Below are 22086 nucleotides of genomic sequence, written 5' to 3'. Positions count from 1 at the left end.
TAATCGGGGCAAAATCGTGCCTGATCCTCCAAATCGGGAGAAACCGGGCCGCTACAGGCCCGGACGGCGGGCAGCGGCGCCGGCGCGGGCACGGGGAGCGGCCGCGAACGGGCTGGCGGAGGCCATTCCCCCGGCCGGTGGTGTTGCCGGCTTCCGGCGGGCGTGGGCGGGTGTGCCCCTGCGGCGGTTGCGCCGATGACCGGCAACCGCTCGCCGTGGCAGGCGCTGGCGGGCGTGGTCGATGCGCCGCCTGGGGCGGTGCCGGCCCGGGCCGCGTCGCCTGGGGGACGGCCCCGGCCTCATTCCTTGGTGATGCCGAGCTTGCGCAGCCGGGAATCGAAGGTGGAGCGGTTGACCCCGGCGGCCTTGGCGGCCTTGGTCACGTTCCACTTGAACTTGTCCAGGAGGGCCAGGGCGTAGGCGTGTTCCAGGGACTCCCAGGTGAAGGCCGTCAGGTCCGGGGCGGCCGGGTCGCCTTCCCGGGCCGCCTGGGCCGGGCCGGCCTCGCGGGGGCAGCGCAGTTCGCTTGCCGGCGGGATGTCGCCGGCCTCGATGGTCTCTTCGGCCACGGTGGCGAGCAGGTAGCGCACCAGGTTTTCCATCTCCCGGACGTTGCCGGGAAAGGGCCGCTTGCGCAGCGCGGCCAGGGCTTCGGGCGAAAACCGCCTGGGGCCCAGGCACAGGCGGGCGGCGTCGCGCGAAAGGAAATAGTCGAGCAGTTCCGGGATGTCCTCGGCCCGGTCGCGCAGGGGCGGCAACGGCAGCGGCAGCACGTTGATGCGGTAGAAGAGGTCCTCGCGGAAGGTGCCGGCGGCGATGGCCCGGGTCAGGTCGTTGTTGGTTGCGGCGATGACGCGCACGTCCACGGTGCGGGTCTGGGTGCCGCCCAGGGGCTTGATCTCGTGCTCCTGGAGCACGCGCAGGATGCGGGCCTGCAGCGACAGCGGCATGTCGCCGATCTCGTCGAGAAAGACCGTGCCGCCGTCGGCCGCCTCGAACAGGCCGGCCTTGTCCTTGTCCGCGCCGGTGAACGCGCCCTTTTTGTAGCCGAAAAGCTCGGATTCGAGCAGCGTGTCCGGGATGGCCGAGACGTTCTGGACCAGGAACGGCTTGTCCTTGCGGTCGCTTAGGCGGTGGATCTCCCGGGCGAAGAGTTCCTTGCCCGTGCCGGATTCGCCGGTAATGAGCACCGGGTAGTCGGTGCGCGAGTAGTTGCGCGCCGCTTCCAGGGCCGCCTTGAAGGCCGGGCTTTTGCCCACCAGCGGGCGTTCGCCCTTGAGCCCCCCGATGATCTTGCGCAGTTTCTGGGTTTCGTTTTTCTGGTCGGCGAAGGCAAAGGCGTTGCCCAGGGCGATGGAGCCGATGGCCACGAATTCTTCCAGCAGCTCCAGGTATTCCTTGCCGAGGTTGAGGCGGCTGCCGGCGTGGGCCGTGTCGATGATCTCCACCGCGCCGTAGACCTCGCCGTTTTTGAGCGCCAGCGGATAGCACAGGATCAGGGTGGACTTGACGTCCAGGCCCGATTCCGCCTCCTTGAAATGCCGTTTGTCCTTGCCCGGCTCGGCGATGGTCATCTTCCCGTTCTCGATGACCCAGCCGACGATGCTCGGCTTGTCCTTGGGCACGACGAACCCGACCAGGCGTTCCTCGTCCTCGCCGCCCGTGGCCTCGATGCACTGGTAGCCGTCCTCGCGCTTGATCCAGATGGAGCCGCGCTCCACGTTCTGGAATTCGAGCAGGGCTTCCAGGAAGCGCCGGCGCAGCTTGTCGGCATCGAGTTCCTCGAAAAGCGCCTTGGGAAAATCCGGGATGTGTGGGGACATGGGGAGTTCCGGCTGTGGTGGTTTTTTGCGTCGGGACCCGCGTTTCCCCGGGCGCGGGGAAGCAGGAGAAACGGGCAAACCATGCCGGAAAAGCCGTGGCGGGGCAAGCCGGGCCGGTCCGCCAGGGGAAAGCGCGGACCGGCCGGGGAAAACGCCTAATGCGTGGCCTGGGACAGTTCGCGGATGCGCCAGAAATCCTCGGGGATCTCCAAATACAGATCGTTTTCCGGCAGCGGGATGACACACAACAGCGTCCCCGTGGCTTCGACCCAGTACATATGGCCGCTTAAGCCATGCATGACCTCGTTGTAGCTGACTCCGGTCTGGGCGGCGACTTCCTTCATGGCCCGGCGCATGGTGGACATGGCCCCGTGCACGATCTCCACTTCCAGGATGGAGACATGGTGGATGGCGAGCGAACCATCCGACAATTCGGGAGGAGCGGTTTTACGCAGCGTCAGTGCCGATTCCATGGCGACCTCCTAGCGGGATTTAAGCCCCAACCGGCGCGAGGTCCGATTCGGGCTATCGCTAGGTATAAGCAATTGCCGTGCAATGTACACCAACTTCGTGGAGAAAGATGACAGTTTTTCTGTAATCAATTGATTTTGTATGTTATTATTTTGAAGAGACCGTGCGCCCCGTTAACCAGGCCCGGCCAGAAAACACCGCCAGGCTGCAAAAAGGAAGGTAGAACGACAAAAACGTCCCTTGCCTGACGGAAGTGTGGCCAGCGCGCCGGCCAGGCCCGTCAGAAAAGGTGGTCGGGTGGGTCGGGGGGCAGCGCACACGGATTGGCGGTGTTTCGCGCAAGCAACGCGTCACAAAAGGCGGTCGGGCAGGGTGGCCGGCAGCGCAAACGGCTGGGCGGTGTCGGCGGGACGCGGCACGTCAGCGGGGGCGGTCGGGCAGGTCGGCCAGCAGGGCGTCCCAGGTGTCGTGGCGGCGCAGGGCGGCCACGACCTCGGGCAGCGGCGCGGCATGGATGCCGGGCAGGTCGGCTTCCCCGGGCGCGGCCAGGGGAAAGGCCAGGCATTCCACTGGCGGGGTGAACCGGGCGTCCACACCCGGCTTGTTGCCGCGCGCATCGATGCGGTACCAGCCGAGGCCGCGCAGATGGACCGCCACCAGGCCGTGCAGGCAAAAGCGCCCGGTGTCGGCGGCCGGGTCGAGGAGCAGGCGCTGGTAGCACAACCCGGCCGGGATGCCCCGCGCCCGCAGCAGCGCCGCCAGCAGGTGGGCCTTGGCGTAGCAGTAGCCCGTGCCGTGGCGCAGCACGTCCGAGGCGGCGCAGGTGACGGGGTTTTGGCGGTGGTCGAGGCTGTGGCGGATGGCGTCGCGCACGAAAAGGAAGCAGGCCTCGGCCACGGCCGCGTCCGAGGCCGTCTTGGCCGCCAGGGCGTCGGCCTTGGCGGCGACCATGGGCTGGTGGAAGTCGAGGATGTCCGAGGCGGCGAGGTAGGGCACGAGGGTCGCATCGACGGGGGAAACAGGGGACATGGCGGTGCCTCCTTCAGGTTCCTGGGGCCTTGGCCCGGCTGGCCGTAAACAGGTCGGTGTAGGCCTGCCGGCACTCCCGGGAAAGCCCCAGGCTGGCGGCATAGGCCCGGATGACCGGCAGGGCGGCCAGGGCGGCCTGGCGGCTTGGGGCCAGGTGTTCGATCTCGACGAACACTTCCGGGGAAAAATCCACCGCGACCACGGCGATCTCCAGGGCAAGCCCCCGGAAGGTGTCGCGAAAGCACCGGCAGCGCTTGGCGTAGGCCTGGCGGGGGACGAAACCGAGCTGCCCCAGCAACGCCGCCATGGCCGGGCCGTCGGCCACGAGTGTTTCCAGCTCCTCCTTGGAGCCGGTGGCCGCGTCGAAGGGCGGGTGCTTGTAGGTCAGCCGGCTGCGGCCGTCGGCCTCGCGCAGCCGCAGTTCCCGGCCCGAGGCGGTAAACGCGCCGTCCGGGCTGTCGAAATAGGTGTCCCGGTAGACCGCGTCGGGCAGCCCTTCCCCGGGCGGTGTGACCGGCCCGTCGGCCAGGTATTTGATTTCGGCCTCGAACATGGCACCCTTGTATCCGCTCCGTTTTGGGTTCATGGTGCCGGGCTTGGGCGCGTAACCACTTGCCGGCCAAGCCGGGAGCCCGGGCAACGGGGAAAAGGACGGACGCCATGTCGCAGCGGGCGCGGGCGGCGCTGTTGCTGGCCGCCACGGCACTTTTGTGGAGCACGGGCGGGCTGGCCATCAAGCTCGTGCCGGCCTCGCCCATGGCCGTCACCGGCGGGCGCAGCCTGCTGGCCGCCGGGCTGTTGGCCGTGCTGTTCCGGGGGCGCCTCGATTTCCGGCCGAGCCCGGCCTTCCTCTGGGCTGCCTGCGGCTATGCCGGCCTGCTCGTGACCAACGTGGTGGCCACAAAGCTCACCACGGCGGCCAACGCCATCCTCCTCGCCTACACGGCGCCGGTCTACGTGGCCCTGTTGGCGCCGGCGATACTCGGCGAGCGCACGCGCCCGGCCGACTGGGCCTTTGTCGCCGCCTGCCTGGGCGGGATGGCCCTTTTTTTCCTGGACCAGCTTTCGGCCCAGGGCCTGTGGGGCAACCTCGTCGCCTGCGGCACGGGCTTTTGCTACGCCGTCTTCACGTTGGCCATGCGGGCCGGCCGGGGCGGTTCGCCGGTGTCGGCGGTCATCGCCGGCCATGGGCTCACGGCCGCCCTGGGGCTGCCCTTTTTGCTGGCCGAACTGCCCCTTTCCGGCACGGCCTGGCTGGGGCTCGGCTATCTGGGGCTCGTACAGCAGGGGCTGTCGCTGGTGCTGTACGTCTGGTGCATCAAACGGCTGCCGGCCCTGTCCGCCATCTGCATCATGACGCTGGAGCCCATCTTCAATCCGGTCTTCGTGGCCCTGGGCTATGGCGAGCTCCCGGGCAAATGGGCCGCTGCCGGCGGCATCGTGGTCATCGGCGCGGCCACGCTGCGGGCGCTTCGCGAGGCCACGCGCCCGCAAGCCGACACTACGGCGGCTTAATACCATTTGGTCTTGTCGAAAAGCCCCCGCTGGTTGAGTTCGCGGTTTTTGTAGATGTCGAAATCGAAATCGCGCGGCAACTGCCGTCCGCTGGACCGGGCGATGCCGGTGCAGCAATGCCACAGGGCCAGGCCGGCCACGATCAGGCCGATCGCCCACACCATCACCGCCCCTCCTTGCGCCGCGCGGGCCTGGGGGCAAGCCCCTGCCGGTAGGCCGCGACCAGCGCCTCGAAGCCGGGCCCGGCCCCGCGAAGCCCCACCCGACGCCAGCGGCCGTCCCGGGCCATGTGCCGGCCCAGGCTGTTGACGAGGCTGGCCGCCTCCGGGGACGGCGGCGCTTCGCCCAGGACCCACAGCACGATGTGCGTCGCCCCGGCGGCGAGCGCTTGCACCAGCCGGTCGCCGAGGCGGACCGCCCGGGCCGCGTCCAGGTCAACGGGCAGGCGCACGTCGAGGCGGGGGCCGCGATGTCCCACCGCGTAGCGGCCCTGGGCTTCCCCGAGGGCGTTTTCGGGAGGCTGTGGCCGGTCCGTAGCCGTTTCCGGGGCGAAGCCCCGGGGGCCAGGCGGCAGGGCCGCCACTGCCTGGCCGGCTCCGGCCTCGGGGCGGCACGGGACCGGGCCGGCCGAGCCGGTGCGGCCATCCGCCCCGGACGGTCGCGGGTTGTGGGTGCGGGCCGCCGGGGTTGCCCGGGGCGGGGTGTCGCTGGCCATGCTTGCCTCGCTTGCGGTTCTCGTTTGCTGTCCGGTCTATGCCAGGCGGCGGGTTTCGCAATCGGCCGATCGCCCGTGACGCATTGGGAAGATCTCCCGGATTGCCGGGAGGTTTTTCCCGGATGGAGCGGGAGTACGCCCCTCGACGGGCGGGAGTTTTCGGGGTTTATGTTGCCGATTTGGCGGGCACGGCCAACACGCCCGCGCTATTGCGCGACAAATCGAGAGGGGAATCATGCTGCAATGGAACAAGACCAATGATGTGCTGGGAACGGCCAACCGGGGCACGCCGGTGGAATCGGGGCTGTGTAGCCTGTGCCGGGCGGATTGCGCCGGGCGTTGCGAAACCTGGCTGTCGAGCCTGGTCGGCCGGGCCGCGCTCTATCCGCGCGATTTCGGCCTCGTGACCGCCGGCGCCGGCAATACCTGCCAGGTGGGCGTGTCCTACAACGCCCTGCGCATCGTCGGCCGGGCCAACGGGGCCACGGGGCGGGCCCAAGGCGCCCTGGCCGACGCCGACGAGCGCCTGTTCACCAACGTGGGCCTGGCCACATCCTTCGGGGCCAAGGGCCAAACCAGGGCCAGGCTGCCGCTTCTGACCGGGGCCCTCGGGTCCACCCTGATCGCCGCCCGCTACTGGGACCCCCTGGCCGTGGGTTGCGCCTTGGCCGGCATCCCCATCGTGATCGGCGAAAACGTGGTGGGCATCGACCGGGCGGCGGTGCTGGAGAAGGGGGCCATCGTCAGCGCCCCGGAACTCGACCGGCGCATCGCCGTGTACAAGCGCTACGGCGACGGCCACGGCGGCATCATCGTCCAGCTCAACGTCGAGGACGCCCGCAACGGCGTGGCCCGCTACGTCATCGACCGCTTCGGCCCGGAGGTGGCCATCGAGCTCAAGTGGGGCCAGGGGGCGAAAAACATCGGCGGCGAGATCAAGGTCGCGGACATCGCCTACGCCCGGTTCCTCAAGGCCCGGGGCTACCTGGTCGATCCCGACCCGGACGACCCGGCCGTGGCCGCGGCCTTTGCCTCGGGCGCGGTCCGGGAATTCGCCCGCCACAGCCGGCTGGGCCATACCGCCGCCCGGGACGCCGGGGCGGTGCGCGAGGCGTTTTTGGAAGACGTGGCCCACCTTCGCGGCCTGGGCTTTGCGCGCATCACGCTCAAGACCGGGGCCTACGGCATGGAAGGCCTGGCCATGGCCATCCGTTTCGCCAGCGAGGCGAACCTCGACCTGCTCACCATCGACGGCGCCGGCGGCGGCACGGGTATGAGCCCCTGGAACATGATGGAAACCTGGGGCGTACCCTCCGTCCTGCTCCACGCCAAGGCCCGGGAGTACGCGGCCCTTGTGGCCGCAACCGGCCGCAAGCCGGCGGACATGGCCTTTGCCGGCGGCTTCGCCCGGGAGGACCACGTCTTCAAGGCCCTGGCCCTGGGCGCGCCCTACGTGAAAATGGTCTGCCTGGGCCGGGCCATGATGATTCCGGCGTTTCTGGGCTCCAACATCGAGGGCGTGCTTTTCCCCGAGCGGCGCGAGACGGTGTCCGGCAACTGGGACAGCCTGCCTCGGGCCGTGGCCGCCCTGGGCGCGCGGCCCGAGGCGATCTTCGCCGGCTGGCATATGCTGGCCGCGCGTCTGGGCAAGGAAGCCATGGGCGAGGTGCCCCTTGGCGCGGTGGCCGTGTGCACGCTGCTCGACAAGCTCGGGGCCGGGTTGCAGCAGCTGCTGGCCGGCGCCCGGAAGTTCGACGTGGCCGATATCGACCGCGACGACATCGTGGCCGCCAACCGCGAGACCGCGCGCGAGACGGGCGTCGCCTTCGTCACCGAGGCCGGGGACGAGGCGGCCAGGCGGATCCTGCTCGCCTGACGGGCAACGGGGACGCGGCCCGGCAAGCCGTGTCCCCGTTGGCAAGGTGTTTTTTTCCCTTCCTTGCCTTCCGGGCGGCATTTTGAAATACGGCGGAAGGCAACCGAGGCATGGCAAGGGTTATGGGCATGAAAAAGACGATTCGGGCCAGGGAAGCGGCCGCCGCACCGCCGGCCGCCACGGCACCCGCCGACGGCGGGCATGCCGCCGTCGTGGCCGCGCTGCGGGAGCGCGTCAAGGAACTGGACTGCCTTTACGCCATCACCCGCTTGTCCCAGCGCGCCGACCTGGCCCTGGACGACATCCTCGGCGGCGCCTGCCAGGTGGTGGCCCGGGCCTGGCAGTATCCCGAGACGGCCTGCGCCCGGGTGACCATGGGCGGGCGCGCCCGGGCCACGGACAATTTCCGTCGCCCGGTGGACAGGCAGGCGAGCCCCGTGACCGTCGACGGCGAAACGGTCGGCCGCCTGGAAGTGGGCTATCTGGAGCGGCGCCCGCCGGCCGACGAGGGGCCGTTTCTGCGCGAGGAGCGCCACCTGCTCGATGCCGTGGCCGACCACCTCGGGCGCATCGTCGAGGCCCGGCAAAACGAGGAGCGCCTGCGCGCCCTGTCCCGGGAGCTCATCAAGGCCCAGGAAACCGAGCGCCAGCGCATCGCCCGGGAGCTCCACGACGACGTGGCCCAGGCCCTTTCCTCCACGCGCCTGCGCCTGGACGGGCTGGTGCCGCAGCTTGCCGCCTCGGAGGCGGCGGCCCGGGAGACCGTGGCCGCGTGCGCCGAAACCCTGGGCGCGGCCGTTTCCTCCCTGCGCGACCTGGCCTATGGGCTCCTGCCGCCGGCCCTCGAACAGCTCGGGCTCGTGGGCACGGCCTTTCGGCTGTGCGAGCACTGCGCCGCGCGCCATGCCCTGCCGGTGGCCTTTACGGCCGACGGCCTGGAGGGCGTGCGCCTGCCCTTCGAGACGGCCGTCAACCTCTACCGCGTGCTCCAGGAAAGCCTGGCCAACGCCGTGCGCCACGCCTCGCCAACCCGGGTGACGGTGCGCCTTATCGCCTCCCATCCCGACATCCTGCTGCGCGTGGCCGACGACGGCCTGGGCTTCGACGTGGCCAGCCGCCTGCCCCAGGCCCTGGCCGAAAAGCGCATGGGGCTTTGGAGCATGCGCGAGCGGATGCGGCTTCTCGGCGGCCGGCTGCGCATCAAGAGCGCGCCCGGCAAGGGCACGACCATCACGGCCGAGGCGCCCCTGGCGCAAGGTGAGCCATGTCCGGAATAAGGATTTTGCTGGTCGACGACCATCCGCTTTTCCGCGAGGGGGTGCGGGCGACCCTCGCCCGGGAGGCCGGGCGCTACGTCGTCGCGGGCGAGGCCGGCACGGCCCGGGAGGCCTTGACCCTGGCCGCCGAGCTTGCCCCGGACGTGGTGCTCCTCGACATCGCCCTGCCGGATGCCGGCGGCATCGAGGTCCTTGGCCGGTTGCGGGAGCTGCCCGCGCCGCCGAAAGTGCTCGTGGTCAGCATGCACGCCCGCATCGACGTGGTGGCCGAGAGCTTCCGGGCCGGGGCGCTGGGCTACGTGGTCAAGGATTCCGCCGCCACAAGCCTGCTTGCCGGGCTGGCCGCCGTGTCGCGCGGCGAGCGCTACCTGGACGGAGCCATCGCGCCGCAACTCCTGGAACGCCTGGACGCCTATGCCGCCCGCCGGGCCAGGCCGGCCGACCCGGCCTACGAGACGCTGACCCGCCGCGAACAGCAGGTGCTGCGCCTTTTGGCCGAGGGCCGCGACGTGGCCGAGATCGCCGCCAAGCTCTACATTTCCCGAAAGACCGTGGAAAACCACCGCTCCAACGTGTGCGGCAAGCTGGGGCTGCGCAACCTGGCCGAACTGGTGCGCTACGCCGCCCGCATGGGGCTTGTCGACCTGGAAGGGTCGCAGGGGGAGGGCGGCTGACGGTTGACCGGGCGCGGTCGGCTCGCCGGTCCCTTGACGCCGTCGGGTCCCCGGGCTACACGGATGGCGCCTTTCCACACCGTTTCGCGTGACTGGCGAGAAACGTGGGCAACCACGGGGGAGCGCGAAACGTCTTCATGCCGCTCGCCTGGGCTGCGTCGTCACCCGACGCCAACCTTCCCCACAAGGAGGAGCCCATGCGCGCGTATCGTGAACTGCTTGCCGCAAGCGACCCGGAAGTCTTCGCCACCCTGTCCGGCGAGGAAGCCCGGCAGCGGTCCGGCATCGAACTGATCCCCTCGGAAAACTACACCTATCCCGAAGTGCTGGCCGTGTTGGGCAGCGTGTTCACCAACAAGTACGCCGAGGGCTACCCCGGCCGGCGCTACTACGGCGGCCAGGAATTCACGGACCGGGTGGAGGCGTTGGCCCGGGAGCGGGCCTGCCGGCTCTTTCGCTGCGAGCACGCCAACGTGCAGCCCCTGTCCGGCTCGCCCATGAACCAGGCCGTCTACCTGGGGCTGCTCGAACCGGGCGACACCATCCTGGCCATGGACCTGTCCCACGGCGGCCACCTGACCCACGGCGCGCCCGTGTCCCACATGGGCCGGCTGTTTCGTTTCGTGCGCTACAAGACCGACCCGGCAACCGGCGCCATCGACTTCGACGCCGTGGCCGCCCTGGCCCGGGCGCACAAGCCCAGGCTGGTCCTTTGCGGCTACACCTCCTATCCGCGCGACCTGGACTACGCGGCGTTTAAGTCCGTGGCCGACGCGGTCGGGGCGTATACCATGTGCGACGCCTCGCACTACGCCGGGCTGGTGGCCGGCGGGGTCATGGGCAACCCCTTCGATTGCGGCTTCGACGTGGTGACCACCACCTCGCACAAGTCCCTGCGCGGCCCGCGCGGCGGGATGATCCTGTGCCGCAAGGAACTGGCGGCGCGCATCGACAAGTCGGTTTTTCCGGGGCTTCAAGGTGGGCCGCACATGAACGTGATCGCGGGCATCGCCATCACGCTCGCCAAGGCGCTCACCCCGGCCTTCGCCGACTACGCCCGGCGGGTGCTGGCCAATGCCCGGCGGCTGGCGGCGGCGCTTGCGGCGCGCGGCGTGGGGCTGGTCACGGGCGGCACGGACAACCACATGCTGGTGGCCGACACGCAGGCGAGTTTCGGGCTGGACGGGCGGGCGGCCGAGGCGCTTCTCGACGAGGCCGGCATGACCACCAACAAGCAGATTCTCCCCGACGACCCCAATCCGCCGCTGCGTCCCTCGGGCATCCGCGTGGGCACGCCGGCGGCCACGACCCGTGGCATGGGCGAGGCGGAAATGGAGCAATTGGCCGGCTGGATGGCCGAGGTGCTGTCGCGTCCCGGCGACGCGGAGCTGCGCCGTTCGATGCGGCGAGAAGTGGCGGAGCTTTGCGCGCGCTTCCCCGTGCCGGGGCTGGAATAGGGGCGAAGGGAAGGCGGGCGGGGCGGGCGGACGGCCCCCCCCGCCCGCCGTGGCTCACGACGGGGCTGCGCCGTCTCCTCGGGCCATGTGCAGCAACGGGTAGGGCTTGCCCAGACCGTCCAACGGCGAGCGGCCGAGGACCGTGAAGCCGTGGTGCCGATAGAAGCCGACGGCTGCCTCGTTCTGTTCGTTGACGTCGACCTGGGTCGCGCCCAGGGCTTCCATGGCATGACGCAGCAGCGCGGTGCCGATACCATGGCCGAAATGGTTCGGCGCGACAAAGAGCATTTCGATTTTTCCCGCCGCCACGCCGACAAAGCCCAGGATGGCGCCGGTTGCGTCACGGGCACAGCGCACGCTGACCGCCGCGAGGTAGGTGTCGCGCACCAGGGGTTTGAAAAAACAGATGTCCGCCTCGCTGACGAAATCATGGCTGGCCCGGACCGAGGCTTCCCAGAGGTCGGCGAGGGCCGGGAATTCCTCCGGCGCGGCGGTGGTGATGGCGAGGGGCATCGGGGATCGGGCGCGTGGCCGGGCCGTCAGGAAACGGCCTGGGCAAGCGGCTTGACATGCCGCATGACCTCGGCCAGCGGCAGGCCCACCACGTTCGTGTACGAGCCGTGGATTTCCGTGATGAATGCCGCCGCCTTGCCCTGGATGGCGTAGGCGCCGGCCTTGTCCAGGGGCTCGCCCGTGGCCACGTAGGCCTCGATGGCCGCCTCGGACAGGGTGACCATGGCCACGTCCGTGGAGACGGTAAATATCTCGGGCTCCTCGCCGAGGCCAAAGACGGCGCAGCCCGTGACCACCTGGTGCGTGCACCCGGAGAGCAGCGACAACATGCGCCGGGCGTCGGCCGCGTCGCGCGGCTTGCCGAGGATCGTCCCGCCCACGGCCACCACCGAATCCGCGCCGATGACCACGGCCCCGGGATGGCTAAGTGCCACGGGCGCGGCCTTGAGCCGGGCCATGCGCGCGGCATAGGCCGCCGGCAGCTCCCCGTAATCCGGCTGCGGCTCCTCGGCCGGGCTCGGCACCACCGTGAAGTCCACACCGGCCAGCGCCAGCAGTTCCTTGCGCCGCGGCGAAGTCGAGGCCAAAATCACAGGCTTGTTCATAACTCGCATAGTATCCCAATATACAACAGAAAATCGAGGTTCCCCTTTATGGGAGTCCAGAGGGCGCCAGCCCTTTGGCCGCCGGAGGCTTTCCCCCTCATTCCCTCACGCACCCTCCGCCTTCACTCCCTCACGCCGGCTTGTTGCCGGGGAATTTGGGCGTTTCGGTGTCCCAGTTCTGGGTGACGGGGCGGTCGCGCTTGTAGCGGAAATCGCACAGGGGATCGCCCTGGGCGAGGGTGAACTTGCGGGCCAGGCCCGTGCCCTGGGCGCGCGAGGCCAGGAAATCGTTGAGGCAGTAGTAGGGCGCGACCGCCATGGCACCCTGGGCCTTGAAGAACTTGACCGCGCCGCATTCGGTGTAGTCGTAGCCCAGGTCGAAGGTCTTGCCGTCGCCAGGGATGGCCTTGCCGACCCAGTCGCCGGGATATTTCTTCTTCTGGCTCTCGGCGGCCCAGTCGGCCAGCGATTGCTGGTAGGCCACGGAAAAAAGGGCGGCGCCCATGGCCTTGGCCTTCTGGGGCGGCACGGCGGCCCAGTCGGCGGCGTAGAGGTCGTAGAAGAGCCGGCCGGTGTCCTTGGCGGCCAGGCCTTTCTCGGCCATGGACTGGTAGAGGGCGGTGAGCCAGCCGGCCATGACCAGGAAGGGTTGGTTGCGGTTGGTGGGGCCGCCGATGTCGGGCATTTTGGGCAGCAGGCCTTCGTAGCGGCGCGCCGCGTCGTCGGTGATGGCCTTGGCCGTGGGTTCGGCCGTGCGGGCGGCCAGCCAGTGCTGGGCGCCGCCGCACACGCCCCGGAAATCGGCCAGGAGCTTGTCGCGGTTTTCGAGGTAGAAGTTGGTGGCCGGCGCGGCCGGCGCGGCGGGGGTTTTGGTCGCGGCCTTGGCCTCGGGCTTCTTGGCCAGGGCCGGCCAGGGCAGAAAGCAGGCGCAGACGCCGACCAGCCCGGCGCGCAGGAGATAGCGTCTGGTGATCCCTCGTTGGAGAGCTTCGTTTCCGCTTTGCATGACCGAATCCATCGGGGGCTTTGAGGGACCCCCTCTTTGAAAGTTCTTGAAGGGGGGCGCGGGGGGAAACTTCTTTCAAGAAGTTTCCCCCCGTCTTCGTCTCAGGCTTTCGGCTTCGCCTCGGCCAAAAGCGCGGCCCGAAGCGTCTCGTCCAGCCCGGGATGGGGGAAGACGAGGGCCTCGCAGCGCTCCCGGGTCCAGCCCTCGGCCACGATGACCGTGGCCAGGCTGCCCATGGCCGAGGCGCCGTGGCCAACGGCCGTCAGTCCCGCCACCTTGCCGTCCTTCCAGACGGCCCGGGCGAAACCGGCCGTGTCGGCATGGGCCTGGGCGATGGGGTTGGCCACGAAGGCCGCTTCGGAGACGAGGTCGCCCGGGGCGGCGATGGCCCCCACGCGCATGATCTCCGGCGCGCCGTAGTAGCAGCCCGGAATCGGCCCCGGCGCGTACGGCCCGGGCTCCAGGCCGGCAGCGTGGCGGGCGGCGTACACGCCCTGGCTCGCGGCGGCGTGGGCCAGCAGCGTGCGGCCGTTGCAGTCGCCCACGGCATAGACGCCGGGCGCCGTCTGCAAGGTCTCGTCCGTGGCGATCCAGGCCCGGTTGGGCGACGGGTTGGCGAAGGCCGCGCCCAGCTCGGCCAGCCCCGGCACCATGGTCGCGGCGAAACGGCCGATGGCGACAAGGGCTTTGTCGGCCACGATCACCTCGCCGCCGTCCAGGGTCAGCCGGGCCTTGCCGTCCTCGTCCGTGACCAGGCTTGCCACCTTGACCCCGGCCCGGGCGTCGATGCCCCTTTTGCGCATGACCTGCGCCACGACCTTGGACACGTCCGGGTCCTCGGCCGGGGCGAGGCGCGGCGCGGCGTCGACCACCGTGACCTTGGTCCCCAGGCGCCGGTAGACTTCGGAGATCTCAAGGCCAATGGCCCCGGCGCCGACGATGACCAGGCTTGCCGGCGCTTCGGTGAAATCGAGCACCGGCGCGACGCCGAGTACGGCCTTGCCGTCGGGCTTGACCCCGGGGAAGCTGGCCGCCCGGGAGCCCAGGGCCAGGATCAGGGCGTCAAAGGGGATGTCCTCGGTCTGCGCCCCGGCGGCCACGTGGGCGACACCCGGCGAAACCGAGGCCAGATTGGCCGCAACCAGCCGGATGCCGGCCTTTTCCAGGGTCTTGGCCATGGCCGAATGGGTGGCGGCGATGAGCTTTTTCTTTTTGGCCTGGATGGCGGCCAGGTCCGGGGTCACCGTACCCGTGGCCAGCTTCTGTTTGGCCTGCGCCTCCAGGGCGTCCACGGCCAGGGTCGTGGCCAGCAAATGCTTGGTCGGGATGCAGCCCCAGTTGAGGCAGGTGCCGCCGAGCTTGCCGCGCTCGACGAGGGTGACGGCCAGACCGGCGGCCGCGCCGGCCAGGGCCGCCTCGTAGCCGCCGGGGCCGGCCCCGACCACCACCAGCCGCTTGGCCGGGCTAGCAGTCATCGGTGATCTCCATGGCCCGGGCGGCCCGGGTCTCGTCCAGGCGCCCCACGGGCAGCGTGGTCGGACAGGCGCGAATCGCCTCGGGGTCGATTTCGGCCAGGGCCAGGATGTCGAGCAGGTCGGCCACGAAGGCGTCCAGAGTGTCCTTGCTCTCGGTTTCGGTCGGCTCGATCATGAGCGCTTCCTTGACGATGAGCGGGAAGTAGATGGTCGGGGCGTGGTAGCCGCGGTCGAGCAGCGCCTTGGCGATGTCCAGGGCCCGGACGTTTTTGGCGGCGGCGAGCCTGGCCGCCGAGGCCACGAACTCGTGCATGCAGGTGCGGTCGTAGGGCACCTCGATGGCCGCGGCCAGGCGCTTGCGCAGGTAGTTGGCGGCCAGTACCGCCGATTCCGACACCCGGATGAGCCCCTCGCGACCCAGGCGCAGGATATAGGCGTAGGCCCGCAGCACGATGCCGAAGTTGCCGTAGAAGGGGGCCACGTAGCCGATGGATTTGGGATGGTCGTAGCTTAAGGAATAGCGGCCGGCGTCGTCTTTTTCCACCCGGGAGATGGGCAGGTAGGGAATGAGCCGCTCGGAGACGCCGACCGGCCCGGCGCCCGGGCCGCCGCCGCCGTGGGGCGTGGCGAAGGTCTTGTGGAGGTTCAGGTGCACCACGTCGAAGCCGGCGTCGCCCACGCGCAGCTTGCCCAAAATCGCGTTGAGGTTGGCCCCGTCGTAGTAGAGCAGCGCGTCCACCTTGCGGCAAAGGGCCACGATCTCGGGCAGGTGGCGTTCGAAAAGCCCCAGCGTGTTGGGCACGGTCATCATGACGCCGGCGGTTGCGTCGTCCATGGCGGCGGCCAGGGCCTCGGGGTCGATGATGCCGTCCTTGGAGGCGATGGAGACCACGTCGAAGCCGGCGATGTGGGCCGAGGCCGGGTTGGTGCCGTGGGCCGAGTCCGGGCAGATGATCTTGGTCTTCTTGTGGCCCTTGTCGGCGTGGTAGGCGGCCATCATCAGCGCCCCGGTGAGCTCGCCGTGGGCGCCGGCCATGGGGTGCAGGGTGAAGGCGGCCATGCCGGTGATTTCGCACAAAAGCCGCTCCATGTCGTACATGACCTCCAGCGCCCCGGCGGTCATGTCGCCGCCGCCCGGCAGTTGGGGGATGAGCGGATGGAGCCGGGCGAAACCGGGCAGGGCGGCCACTTCCTCGGCGAACTTGGGGTTGTACTTCATGGTACACGACCCCAGGGGGTAGAAGTTGCCGTCCACGCCGTAGTTCTTGCGCGACAGCCCGGTGAAGTGGCGCACCACGTCGAGTTCGGACAGGGCCGGCAGGCCGGTCGCGCCGTCGCGCAGCAGCCCGGCCGGGATGAAGTCCACGGGCTCGGTCTTGGGCTTGTCCGGCCACACGCCCTCGCGGCCGGGGCGGGATTTGGAAAAGACGGTGCTCATAGGAGTTTCCCCAGCCGCCGGGCCAGGCGGTCGATGGCGGCGCGTTCGTGTTTCTCGGTGCAGCACACGAGCAGGGCGTTTTCCAGGCCCTTGTAGTAGCGGCCGAGCGGAAAGCCCGGGATGATGCCCTCGTCCATGAGCTTTCTGGCCACGAGCTTGGCCTTGACCGGAAAGACGGCCGTGAATTCGTTGCCGAAGGGGGCGTCGTTTAAAAGCCGCACGCCGGGGATGGCGGCCAGCTTCATGGCGGCGTAGTGGGCGTTCTCGATGGACAGGGCCGCCTGGCGGGCCAGGCCCTCCTCGCCGGCCAGGCAGACGTTGATGAGCGCCCGCAGGGCGCACAGGGCCTGGTTGGAGCAGATGTTGGAGGTGGCTTTCTCGCGGCGGATGTGCTGTTCGCGGGCTTGCAGGGTGAGCACGTAGCCGGTGCGGCCGGCGCCGTCCACGGTGCGGCCGGCGATGCGGCCGGGCATCTGGCGCACCAGGGATTTTTTGCAGGTCATGATGCCGAGGTAGGGCCCGCCGAAGGACAGCGGCAGCCCCAGGCTCTGGCCCTCGGCCGTGGCGATGTCCGCGCCCATGGCCCCGGGGGTCTTGAGCACGGTCTGGAGCACCGGATAGCCCGACAGGACGGACAGGGCGCCCTTGGCGGCGGCGGCGGCGAAAAGGGCGGTGAAGTCCTGGATCGCGCCGAGGAAATTGGGGTTTTGCACCACCACGGCGGCCGTTTTGTCGTCGATGGCCCCGGCCAGGGCCTCGGTGTCGTCGCAGCCGTCCTTGTGGGGCACGGTGACCAGTTCCAGGCCGAGGTTGCGGGTGTAGGTGGACAGCACGATGCGGTAGATGGGGCTGACCGCCTGGCTGACCACGGCCTTTTTGCGCCGGGTGTGGCGCACGGCCATCATCAGCGCCTCGTACAGGGCCGTGCCGCCGTCGTAGACCCCGGCATTGGCGCACTCCATGCCGAAGAGGCGACAGACGGCGGTCTGGTACTCGAAAATGGCTTGCAGTGTGCCCTGGGAGGCTTCGGGCTGGTAGGGGGTGTAGGCGGTGGCGAACTCCCCGCGCGCCAGCAGGTAGTCCGAGGCGGCCGGCACGAAGTGGTCGTAGAAGCCGCCGCCCAGAAAACTCACCATATCGGTACGGTTCTTGGCGGCCAGCTCTTCCATGGCGGCGCGCACGGCCATTTCCGTGGCCCCGCGCGGCAGGTCGAAGGTCTTGGGGCGCAGCGCCTGGGGGATCTCGGCGAACAGGTCGGCCACGTCCCGCGCGCCGATGACGCCGAGCATCTCCCGGATTTCTTGCGCGGTATGCGGAATGTAGGGCATGGGCGGCTCCGGTTTAGTGTTCGGCCTTGGCCAGTTCCTCGTATTCCTCGGGCGACAGCAGATCGGCGGGCTCGGCCGTCAGGCGCAGCCGCAGCAGCCAGCCCTCGCCGAAGGGATCGGTATTGATCTTCTCCGGGGCCGCTTCCAGCTCCTCGTTGACCTCGATGACCTCGCCGGAGACCGGGCAGTAGAGTTCGCTGGCCGCCTTGACGGACTCCACCGATCCCATCTCCTGGCCGGCTTCGAGCAGGTCGCCCACGGCCGGAAGCTCCACATAGGTGATGTCGCCGAGTTGTTCCTGGGCGAAGTCGGTGATGCCGATCACGGCGATTTCGTCCTCGACCCGTACCCATTCGTGGGTTTTGGTATAAAGCAGGTCCTTTCGCATGGCGGTCTCCCTCGGAATGGTATGCAGCGTTTGGCCTTGCCGGCGGACCGGCAGGGGGCAGGCCTCAAATACCCCTTTGCGGGGCATGGGGCAAGCCGCCGCGGCTTCGCGTCCGTCGCCGCACCGAACAATCGTCGGAGGTATCCCCTGTTGCTCGCGGGTTCCTTTTGGGGTAACACGCTTGACGCTGCCTGCTGGAATTCATAGCCCCATACGGAGTCTTTCTTGCCTATCCGATGCGTCGAAACGCCGCTTCTGGCCGCTTCGTCCACCCCGCCGCAGTGGTACCGGGACACCTTGCGCCTGACGCTGTCCGGCCGCGAGTTCGTGCTGCGCCGTGACCAGGACATGGAGGCGTTGTGGGAGTCGCTCGGCCGGGAGGGGTTCGGCGAGGACGAGCGCATGCCGTACTGGGCCGAGGTCTGGCCGGCGAGCCTGCTGCTGGCCGCCTGGCTGCACGAGCGGCGGGAGGCCATCGCCGGGAGGCGCTGCCTGGACATCGGCTGCGGCATGGGGCTTTCGGCCCTGGCCGGGGCGGCCTGGGGGGCGCGGGTTACGGCCGTGGACCACGAGGAGGCGGCCATCGCCCACGCCGCCCGCAATGCCGCGGCCAACGGCCTGGGCCTGGACCTGGCCGTCATGGACTGGCGGCGGCCGTGTTTTCGGCCGGGCAGCTTCGAGCTGGCCTGGGGCAGCGACATCCTGTACGAAATCCGGTTCTACGACGCCCTGGTGCCGCTTTTCCGGCAAATGCTCGCCCCGGGCGGGCGCATATGGCTGTCCCAGCCGTGGCGGCAGGTGTCGGAGCCGGTCTGGGCGGCGCTTGCCGCCGACGGCTTTCGCGTGACCAAACTGCATGAGGAATCGGTCGCCTTCGCCAGCACCCGCTCGACGGTGACCCTGTACGAGATCGGCCTGTGACAAGGAGGGCGCATGGGACAGACCATCCGTTTCGGCGTATCGCTCAATTCCGAACTGCTTGAGAAATTCGACGCCCTTTGCGACGAGAAGAGCTACCAGACGCGTTCCGAGGCCATCCGCGACCTCATCCGGGGCGTTTTGGTGCAAAAGGAGTGGGAGCAGACCGACAAGGAAGTGGCCGGCGTGCTGACGCTGGTCTACGACCACCACACTTCCGACCTGGCCCAGCGCCTGATCGAAATCCAGCACGAGGACCACGAGGTGATCCTTTGCACCATGCACGTGCACATCGACCACCACAACTGCCTGGAAGCCCTGGCCCTCAAGGGGCCGGGCGAGGCCGTGCAGAAGCTTTCCCAGAAGCTCATCTCCACCCGTGGCGTCAAATACGGCAAGCTCACCCTGGCCACTACCGGCCAGGAGATCGTGTAGCGGAGGGAAGAGGGAAGATCGGGAGGGGCGTTGCCCCTCCCGAACCCTCCCCATCGGGGGGGATAATCCCCCCCGAACCCCCTTTATGGGGGGAAAGGGGCTTGTTTGCAGCGTGGGGAGCCGGAACGTACGAGCGTTTTCTCCCATTTTACCCCTTTGAGGGGGTCCGGGGGGCATCATGCCCCCCGGCCGCCGGAGGCACATCCCTATGCGAGACATCCAAAGCGGCCCCCCGGACGTGGCCATTGCCGTGGACCGGGTGGGCATCAAGAATTTCCGGTTGCCCCTCGTGGTGCGCGACCGGGCCAAGGGGCGCCAGCACACCGTGGCCGAGGTGGAACTGTCCGTGGATTTGCCGGCCCGGTTCAAGGGCACGCACATGAGCCGGTTCGTGGAGGCGCTCTCGGGCTTTGCCGGCGAGCTGGACCTGCTGTCCTTCCGGGGGCTTCTGGCCGACGTGCGCGAGCGCCTGGAGGCCGAGAACGCCCACATGACCCTGCGTTTCCCCTATTTTCTGGCCAAGGCCTCGCCGGCCTCGGCGGCGACGGCGCTGCTGGACTACGCCTGCCAGGTTTCGGGCGAGTTCGTGGGCGAAAAATTCCGCCAGACCCTGACCGTGGCCGTGCCGGTCATGACCGTGTGCCCGTGTTCCCTGGCCATTTCCGAGCAGGGCGCCCACAGCCAGCGGGCGCTGGTGACCATCGCCAGCCGTTTCACCGGCTTCGTCTGGGTCGAGGAGCTCATCGACATCGCCGAGGCGGCCGGTTCCTCGCCGGTCTACGCGCTGCTCAAGCGCGAGGATGAAAAGTACGTGACCGAACAGGCCTTTGCCAACCCGACCTTTGTCGAGGACGTGGCCCGGCGGGCGGCCAGCAGCCTGTCGCGACATCCCCTGATCACCTGGTACCGGGTCGAGGTGGAAAGCTTCGAATCCATACACAATCACAGTGCTTTTGCCGGCATCGAGGGGGGAAACGGCGGCAAGGGCGGCGATAAGCCGGTTTCCGTTCGGCCCTGACCCGGCGTTGGCGTATAATTCACCCGAAACAGCGGCCATTGCCTTTTGTTATTTCTTTTTTCGGGCTATTTTCGCGCCAAACCGGCCCATCCCCTTGCCGGGCGGGCATGGCCCGAGTATGGATGTCCCATGCCCGACTTTGGAATGCTCAACCAGAATTGCGAGCAGATCCTCCAGGTCGCCCCGGTGTCCGTCATGCTCATCGACGCCGCGGGCGTCATCACGTTCGTCAACGACTGGCACCTGGCCAATTTCGCCCGGGGCAAGCGTGACCGCGACTTTTTCATCGGCAGAAAACTGCAGGATCTGCCCGGCATCGTCTCGGCCGGCATCGCCGAAGACGTGCGCTCCATCCTGGCCGGCCACACGGTCCACCTGGAAGCCTTTTACACCGACGAATGCAGCGGCGGCCAATCCGCCTACCAGAACCTGCGCGGCATTCCGGTCATGGAAGACGGCCGGGTCGCGGGCGGCATCGTCATCCGCGAGGACGTGACCCGGCTGGTCATGGCCCAGCACCTGCTGACCGAAAATCAGGCCATCTTCAAGGCGCTCCTCGACGCCCCCCACGACTCCATCATCCTGTCCGACCTCGACGGCTTCATCCTCATCCTCAACGAGGAAGCGGCCAGGCGGCGCGGCAAGACCGTGGACAGCCTCGTCGGGTCCAGCCTGTACAAGCATCTGCCGGCCGGCGTGGCCGAGGTGCGCCGCGACCGGATCAGGGAGGCGGCCGTTGCCGGCAAGGTCATCGCCTACGAGGAACGCCACGCCGAGCAGACCTACCTGGTCAGCCTGTGCCCCATCGCCGACCCCGAGGGCCGCACGATCCTCATGGCCAGCTATTCCCGGGACATCACGGCGCTCAAGGAGACGGAAAGCCAGTTGCGCCGGGAAAGGGAACTGGCTTTTTCGGCCAGCCAGGCCAAGTCCCAGTTCTTGGGCAACGTCACCCACGAGCTGCGCACGCCCTTAAACGGCATCATCGGCGCGACCCAACTGGCCCTGCAAGGCGACGGAAAGGACGATCAGCGGGAATTGTGGGAGATCGTCGAGGATTCGGGCAAGCGGCTCTTGGCCATCGTCAACAACATCCTGGAGTTGGCCGACATCGACGCGGCCGCCATCGAGCCGGTGCTCTCGGCCTGCGACGTGGGGGAGATGGTGGCCTCCCTGGCCCGGGGCTATTCGGTGCGGGCCAAGGTGAAAAACATCGGCTTTTCCGTGCGCGTCGATCCCCGCGTGCCGCAGCGGCTCGTGGGCGACGTGTTCCGGCTGCGCCAGATCCTGTCCAACCTGCTGGACAATGCCCTCAAATGCACCAGGTCCGGGGCCATCGAAATCCGGGTCAAGCTGGTGCGGACCAGCCGCATGGAGATCGCGCCCAATTACCGCACCGTGCTGTTCATGGTCCGCGATACCGGCATCGGCATCGCCAAGGAGTTGCAGGGCCGCATCTTCGAGGATTTCGAACTGGCCGAGCATTACCTGACCAAGTGCGTCAGCGGCGCCGGGGTGGGGCTGTCCATCGCCCGGCACCTGGTGGAGATGCTCGGTGGGCTGATCTGGGTCAAAAGCGCGCCGGGGCTGGGCAGCACCTTTTATTTTACCATCCCCTTCGCCCTGCCGGACTACGAATGCCACGATCAGGCCGTGGTCTACACCAGCGAGGACGCGGTCTTCTCCCCGGCGGACCATACGGTGCTGCTGGTCGAGGACGAGCGCATCAACCGCCTGACCACGGTGCGCACCCTGTCCAAGCTCGGCTACCAGACCATGGAGGCGGTCAACGGCCAGGAGGCGCTGGCGGTCCTGGCCCGGGAGCGGGCCGACCTCATCCTCATGGACATCCAGATGCCGGTCATGGACGGCATCGAATGCACCCAGCACATCCGCAACGGCGAGGTGCCGGGCCTGCGCAAGGCCATCCCCATCGTGGCGCTGACGGCCTTTGCCAGCGGCAAGGACCGGGAACGCTTCCTGCGCCTGGGCATGAACGACTACCTTTCCAAGCCCCACACCATCGAACAGCTGGCCGAAGTGCTGGAAGCCAACCTGAAGGGCGGCCGCGAGGCGGACCGGACGCGGCCCGACGCCTAGTGTCGCGCCCTCAAGGCGGGTTGCC

Annotated in this window: 22 protein-coding genes and 1 riboswitch; of the genes, 9 read left to right on the top strand and 13 right to left on the bottom strand. The window is 68.8% G+C overall.

All coding sequences use genetic code 11. The annotated features are described in order from the left end of the window. Nucleotides 1-299: 299 nt before the first annotated feature. From ACP59X_RS16065 to ACP59X_RS16050, 4 genes are all read right to left on the bottom strand, one after another. A complete protein-coding gene (locus ACP59X_RS16065) occupies nt 300-1823 on the bottom strand; it encodes a sigma-54-dependent Fis family transcriptional regulator (RefSeq protein ID WP_428560219.1) in 1524 nt (507 codons plus the stop codon). Between the two features lie 155 nt (nt 1824-1978). Beyond that, the gene (locus ACP59X_RS16060) at nt 1979-2296 is read right to left on the bottom strand and encodes a hypothetical protein (protein ID WP_428560217.1); all 318 of its coding nucleotides are present in this window, start codon (nt 2294-2296) and stop codon (nt 1979-1981) included. Nucleotides 2297-2714: 418 nt separating this feature from the next. Then, nucleotides 2715-3323, bottom strand: a complete 609-nt coding sequence (locus tag ACP59X_RS16055) for a transglutaminase-like domain-containing protein (protein ID WP_428560215.1) — start codon at nt 3321-3323, stop codon at nt 2715-2717. A gap of 13 nt (nt 3324-3336) precedes the next feature. After that, nucleotides 3337-3876, bottom strand: coding sequence for a class IV adenylate cyclase (locus ACP59X_RS16050; protein ID WP_428560213.1), 540 nt, complete (start codon nt 3874-3876; stop codon nt 3337-3339). A gap of 107 nt (nt 3877-3983) precedes the next feature. On the opposite strand from ACP59X_RS16050, the gene ACP59X_RS16045 reads away from it, so the two are divergent. Then, a complete protein-coding gene (locus ACP59X_RS16045; RefSeq protein ID WP_428560211.1) occupies nt 3984-4838 on the top strand; it encodes a DMT family transporter in 855 nt (284 codons plus the stop codon). Here the strand turns inward: ACP59X_RS16045 and ACP59X_RS16040 are convergent. Beyond that, the gene (locus tag ACP59X_RS16040) at nt 4835-5002 is read right to left on the bottom strand and encodes a hypothetical protein (RefSeq protein ID WP_428560209.1); all 168 of its coding nucleotides are present in this window, start codon (nt 5000-5002) and stop codon (nt 4835-4837) included. The two genes, ACP59X_RS16045 and ACP59X_RS16040, sit on opposite strands and share 4 nt — an antisense overlap. Then, complete coding sequence (locus ACP59X_RS16035; protein ID WP_428560207.1) at nt 5002-5553, bottom strand: hypothetical protein; 552 nt, start codon at nt 5551-5553, stop codon at nt 5002-5004. The genes ACP59X_RS16040 and ACP59X_RS16035 overlap by 1 nt, the downstream gene beginning before the upstream one ends. 235 nt (nt 5554-5788) lie before the next feature. Between ACP59X_RS16035 and ACP59X_RS16030 the strand changes: the two genes are divergently transcribed. The 4 genes from ACP59X_RS16030 to ACP59X_RS16015 all read left to right on the top strand — a co-directional run bounded on the left by ACP59X_RS16030 (nt 5789) and on the right by ACP59X_RS16015 (nt 10837). Beyond that, nucleotides 5789-7429, top strand: coding sequence for a glutamate synthase-related protein (locus tag ACP59X_RS16030; RefSeq protein ID WP_428560205.1), 1641 nt, complete (start codon nt 5789-5791; stop codon nt 7427-7429). A gap of 128 nt (nt 7430-7557) precedes the next feature. Then, nucleotides 7558-8706: a sensor histidine kinase gene (locus ACP59X_RS16025; RefSeq protein WP_428560203.1), complete on the top strand. Its 1149-nt coding sequence runs from the start codon at nt 7558-7560 to the stop codon at nt 8704-8706. After that, nucleotides 8694-9380: a response regulator gene (locus tag ACP59X_RS16020; protein ID WP_428560201.1), complete on the top strand. Its 687-nt coding sequence runs from the start codon at nt 8694-8696 to the stop codon at nt 9378-9380. Before ACP59X_RS16025 ends, ACP59X_RS16020 begins: the two co-directional genes overlap by 13 nt. A 78-nt stretch (nt 9381-9458) precedes the next feature. Further along, nucleotides 9459-9541: riboswitch (ZMP/ZTP riboswitch) on the top strand. A 36-nt stretch (nt 9542-9577) separates the two neighbouring features. Further along, nucleotides 9578-10837 (top strand): serine hydroxymethyltransferase, encoded by a 1260-nt coding sequence (locus tag ACP59X_RS16015; protein ID WP_428560198.1) that lies wholly within the window; start codon nt 9578-9580, stop codon nt 10835-10837. 54 nt (nt 10838-10891) lie between these two features. Here the strand turns inward: ACP59X_RS16015 and ACP59X_RS16010 are convergent, their stop codons facing one another. From ACP59X_RS16010 to gcvH, 7 genes are all read right to left on the bottom strand, one after another. Beyond that, complete coding sequence (locus ACP59X_RS16010; protein WP_428560196.1) at nt 10892-11350, bottom strand: GNAT family N-acetyltransferase; 459 nt, start codon at nt 11348-11350, stop codon at nt 10892-10894. Nucleotides 11351-11376: 26 nt separating this feature from the next. Then, a complete protein-coding gene (locus ACP59X_RS16005; RefSeq protein ID WP_428560194.1) occupies nt 11377-11964 on the bottom strand; it encodes a Maf family protein in 588 nt (195 codons plus the stop codon). 121 nt (nt 11965-12085) lie between these two features. Then, nucleotides 12086-12961, bottom strand: a complete 876-nt coding sequence (locus ACP59X_RS16000; RefSeq protein WP_428560192.1) for an L-2-amino-thiazoline-4-carboxylic acid hydrolase — start codon at nt 12959-12961, stop codon at nt 12086-12088. A gap of 101 nt (nt 12962-13062) precedes the next feature. Next, complete coding sequence (locus ACP59X_RS15995; RefSeq protein WP_428560189.1) at nt 13063-14436, bottom strand: dihydrolipoyl dehydrogenase family protein; 1374 nt, start codon at nt 14434-14436, stop codon at nt 13063-13065. Next, entirely contained in the window at nt 14426-15874 is a 1449-nt protein-coding gene (gcvPB, locus tag ACP59X_RS15990) for an aminomethyl-transferring glycine dehydrogenase subunit GcvPB (protein ID WP_428560187.1), read from the bottom strand. Before gcvPB ends, ACP59X_RS15995 begins: the two co-directional genes overlap by 11 nt. Beyond that, the gene (gcvPA, locus tag ACP59X_RS15985; RefSeq protein WP_428560185.1) at nt 15871-17202 is read right to left on the bottom strand and encodes an aminomethyl-transferring glycine dehydrogenase subunit GcvPA; all 1332 of its coding nucleotides are present in this window, start codon (nt 17200-17202) and stop codon (nt 15871-15873) included. Before gcvPA ends, gcvPB begins: the two co-directional genes overlap by 4 nt. Before the next feature lie 13 nt (nt 17203-17215). Beyond that, nucleotides 17216-17590, bottom strand: a complete 375-nt coding sequence (gene gcvH, locus ACP59X_RS15980) for a glycine cleavage system protein GcvH (protein WP_428560183.1) — start codon at nt 17588-17590, stop codon at nt 17216-17218. A gap of 225 nt (nt 17591-17815) precedes the next feature. Between gcvH and ACP59X_RS15975 the strand changes: the two genes are divergently transcribed. The 4 genes from ACP59X_RS15975 (at nt 17816) to ACP59X_RS15960 (ending at nt 22061) form a co-directional block, all read left to right on the top strand. Beyond that, on the top strand, nt 17816-18511 hold the full coding sequence (locus ACP59X_RS15975) for a class I SAM-dependent methyltransferase (protein WP_428560180.1): 696 nt from the start codon (nt 17816-17818) through the stop codon (nt 18509-18511). Nucleotides 18512-18523: 12 nt separating this feature from the next. Continuing rightward, nucleotides 18524-18943, top strand: a complete 420-nt coding sequence (gene nikR / locus ACP59X_RS15970) for a nickel-responsive transcriptional regulator NikR (RefSeq protein ID WP_323428098.1) — start codon at nt 18524-18526, stop codon at nt 18941-18943. A 208-nt stretch (nt 18944-19151) separates the two neighbouring features. Beyond that, nucleotides 19152-19961, top strand: a complete 810-nt coding sequence (gene folE2 / locus ACP59X_RS15965; protein WP_428560178.1) for a GTP cyclohydrolase FolE2 — start codon at nt 19152-19154, stop codon at nt 19959-19961. Between the two features lie 129 nt (nt 19962-20090). Next, nucleotides 20091-22061: a PAS domain-containing sensor histidine kinase gene (locus ACP59X_RS15960; RefSeq protein ID WP_428560176.1), complete on the top strand. Its 1971-nt coding sequence runs from the start codon at nt 20091-20093 to the stop codon at nt 22059-22061. Nucleotides 22062-22086: the final 25 nt, after the last annotated feature.

The organism is Solidesulfovibrio sp. DCME (genome assembly GCF_049995385.1).
Classification (GTDB): domain Bacteria; phylum Desulfobacterota; class Desulfovibrionia; order Desulfovibrionales; family Desulfovibrionaceae; genus Solidesulfovibrio.
This window is presented reverse-complemented; position numbering and strand designations above follow the sequence as displayed.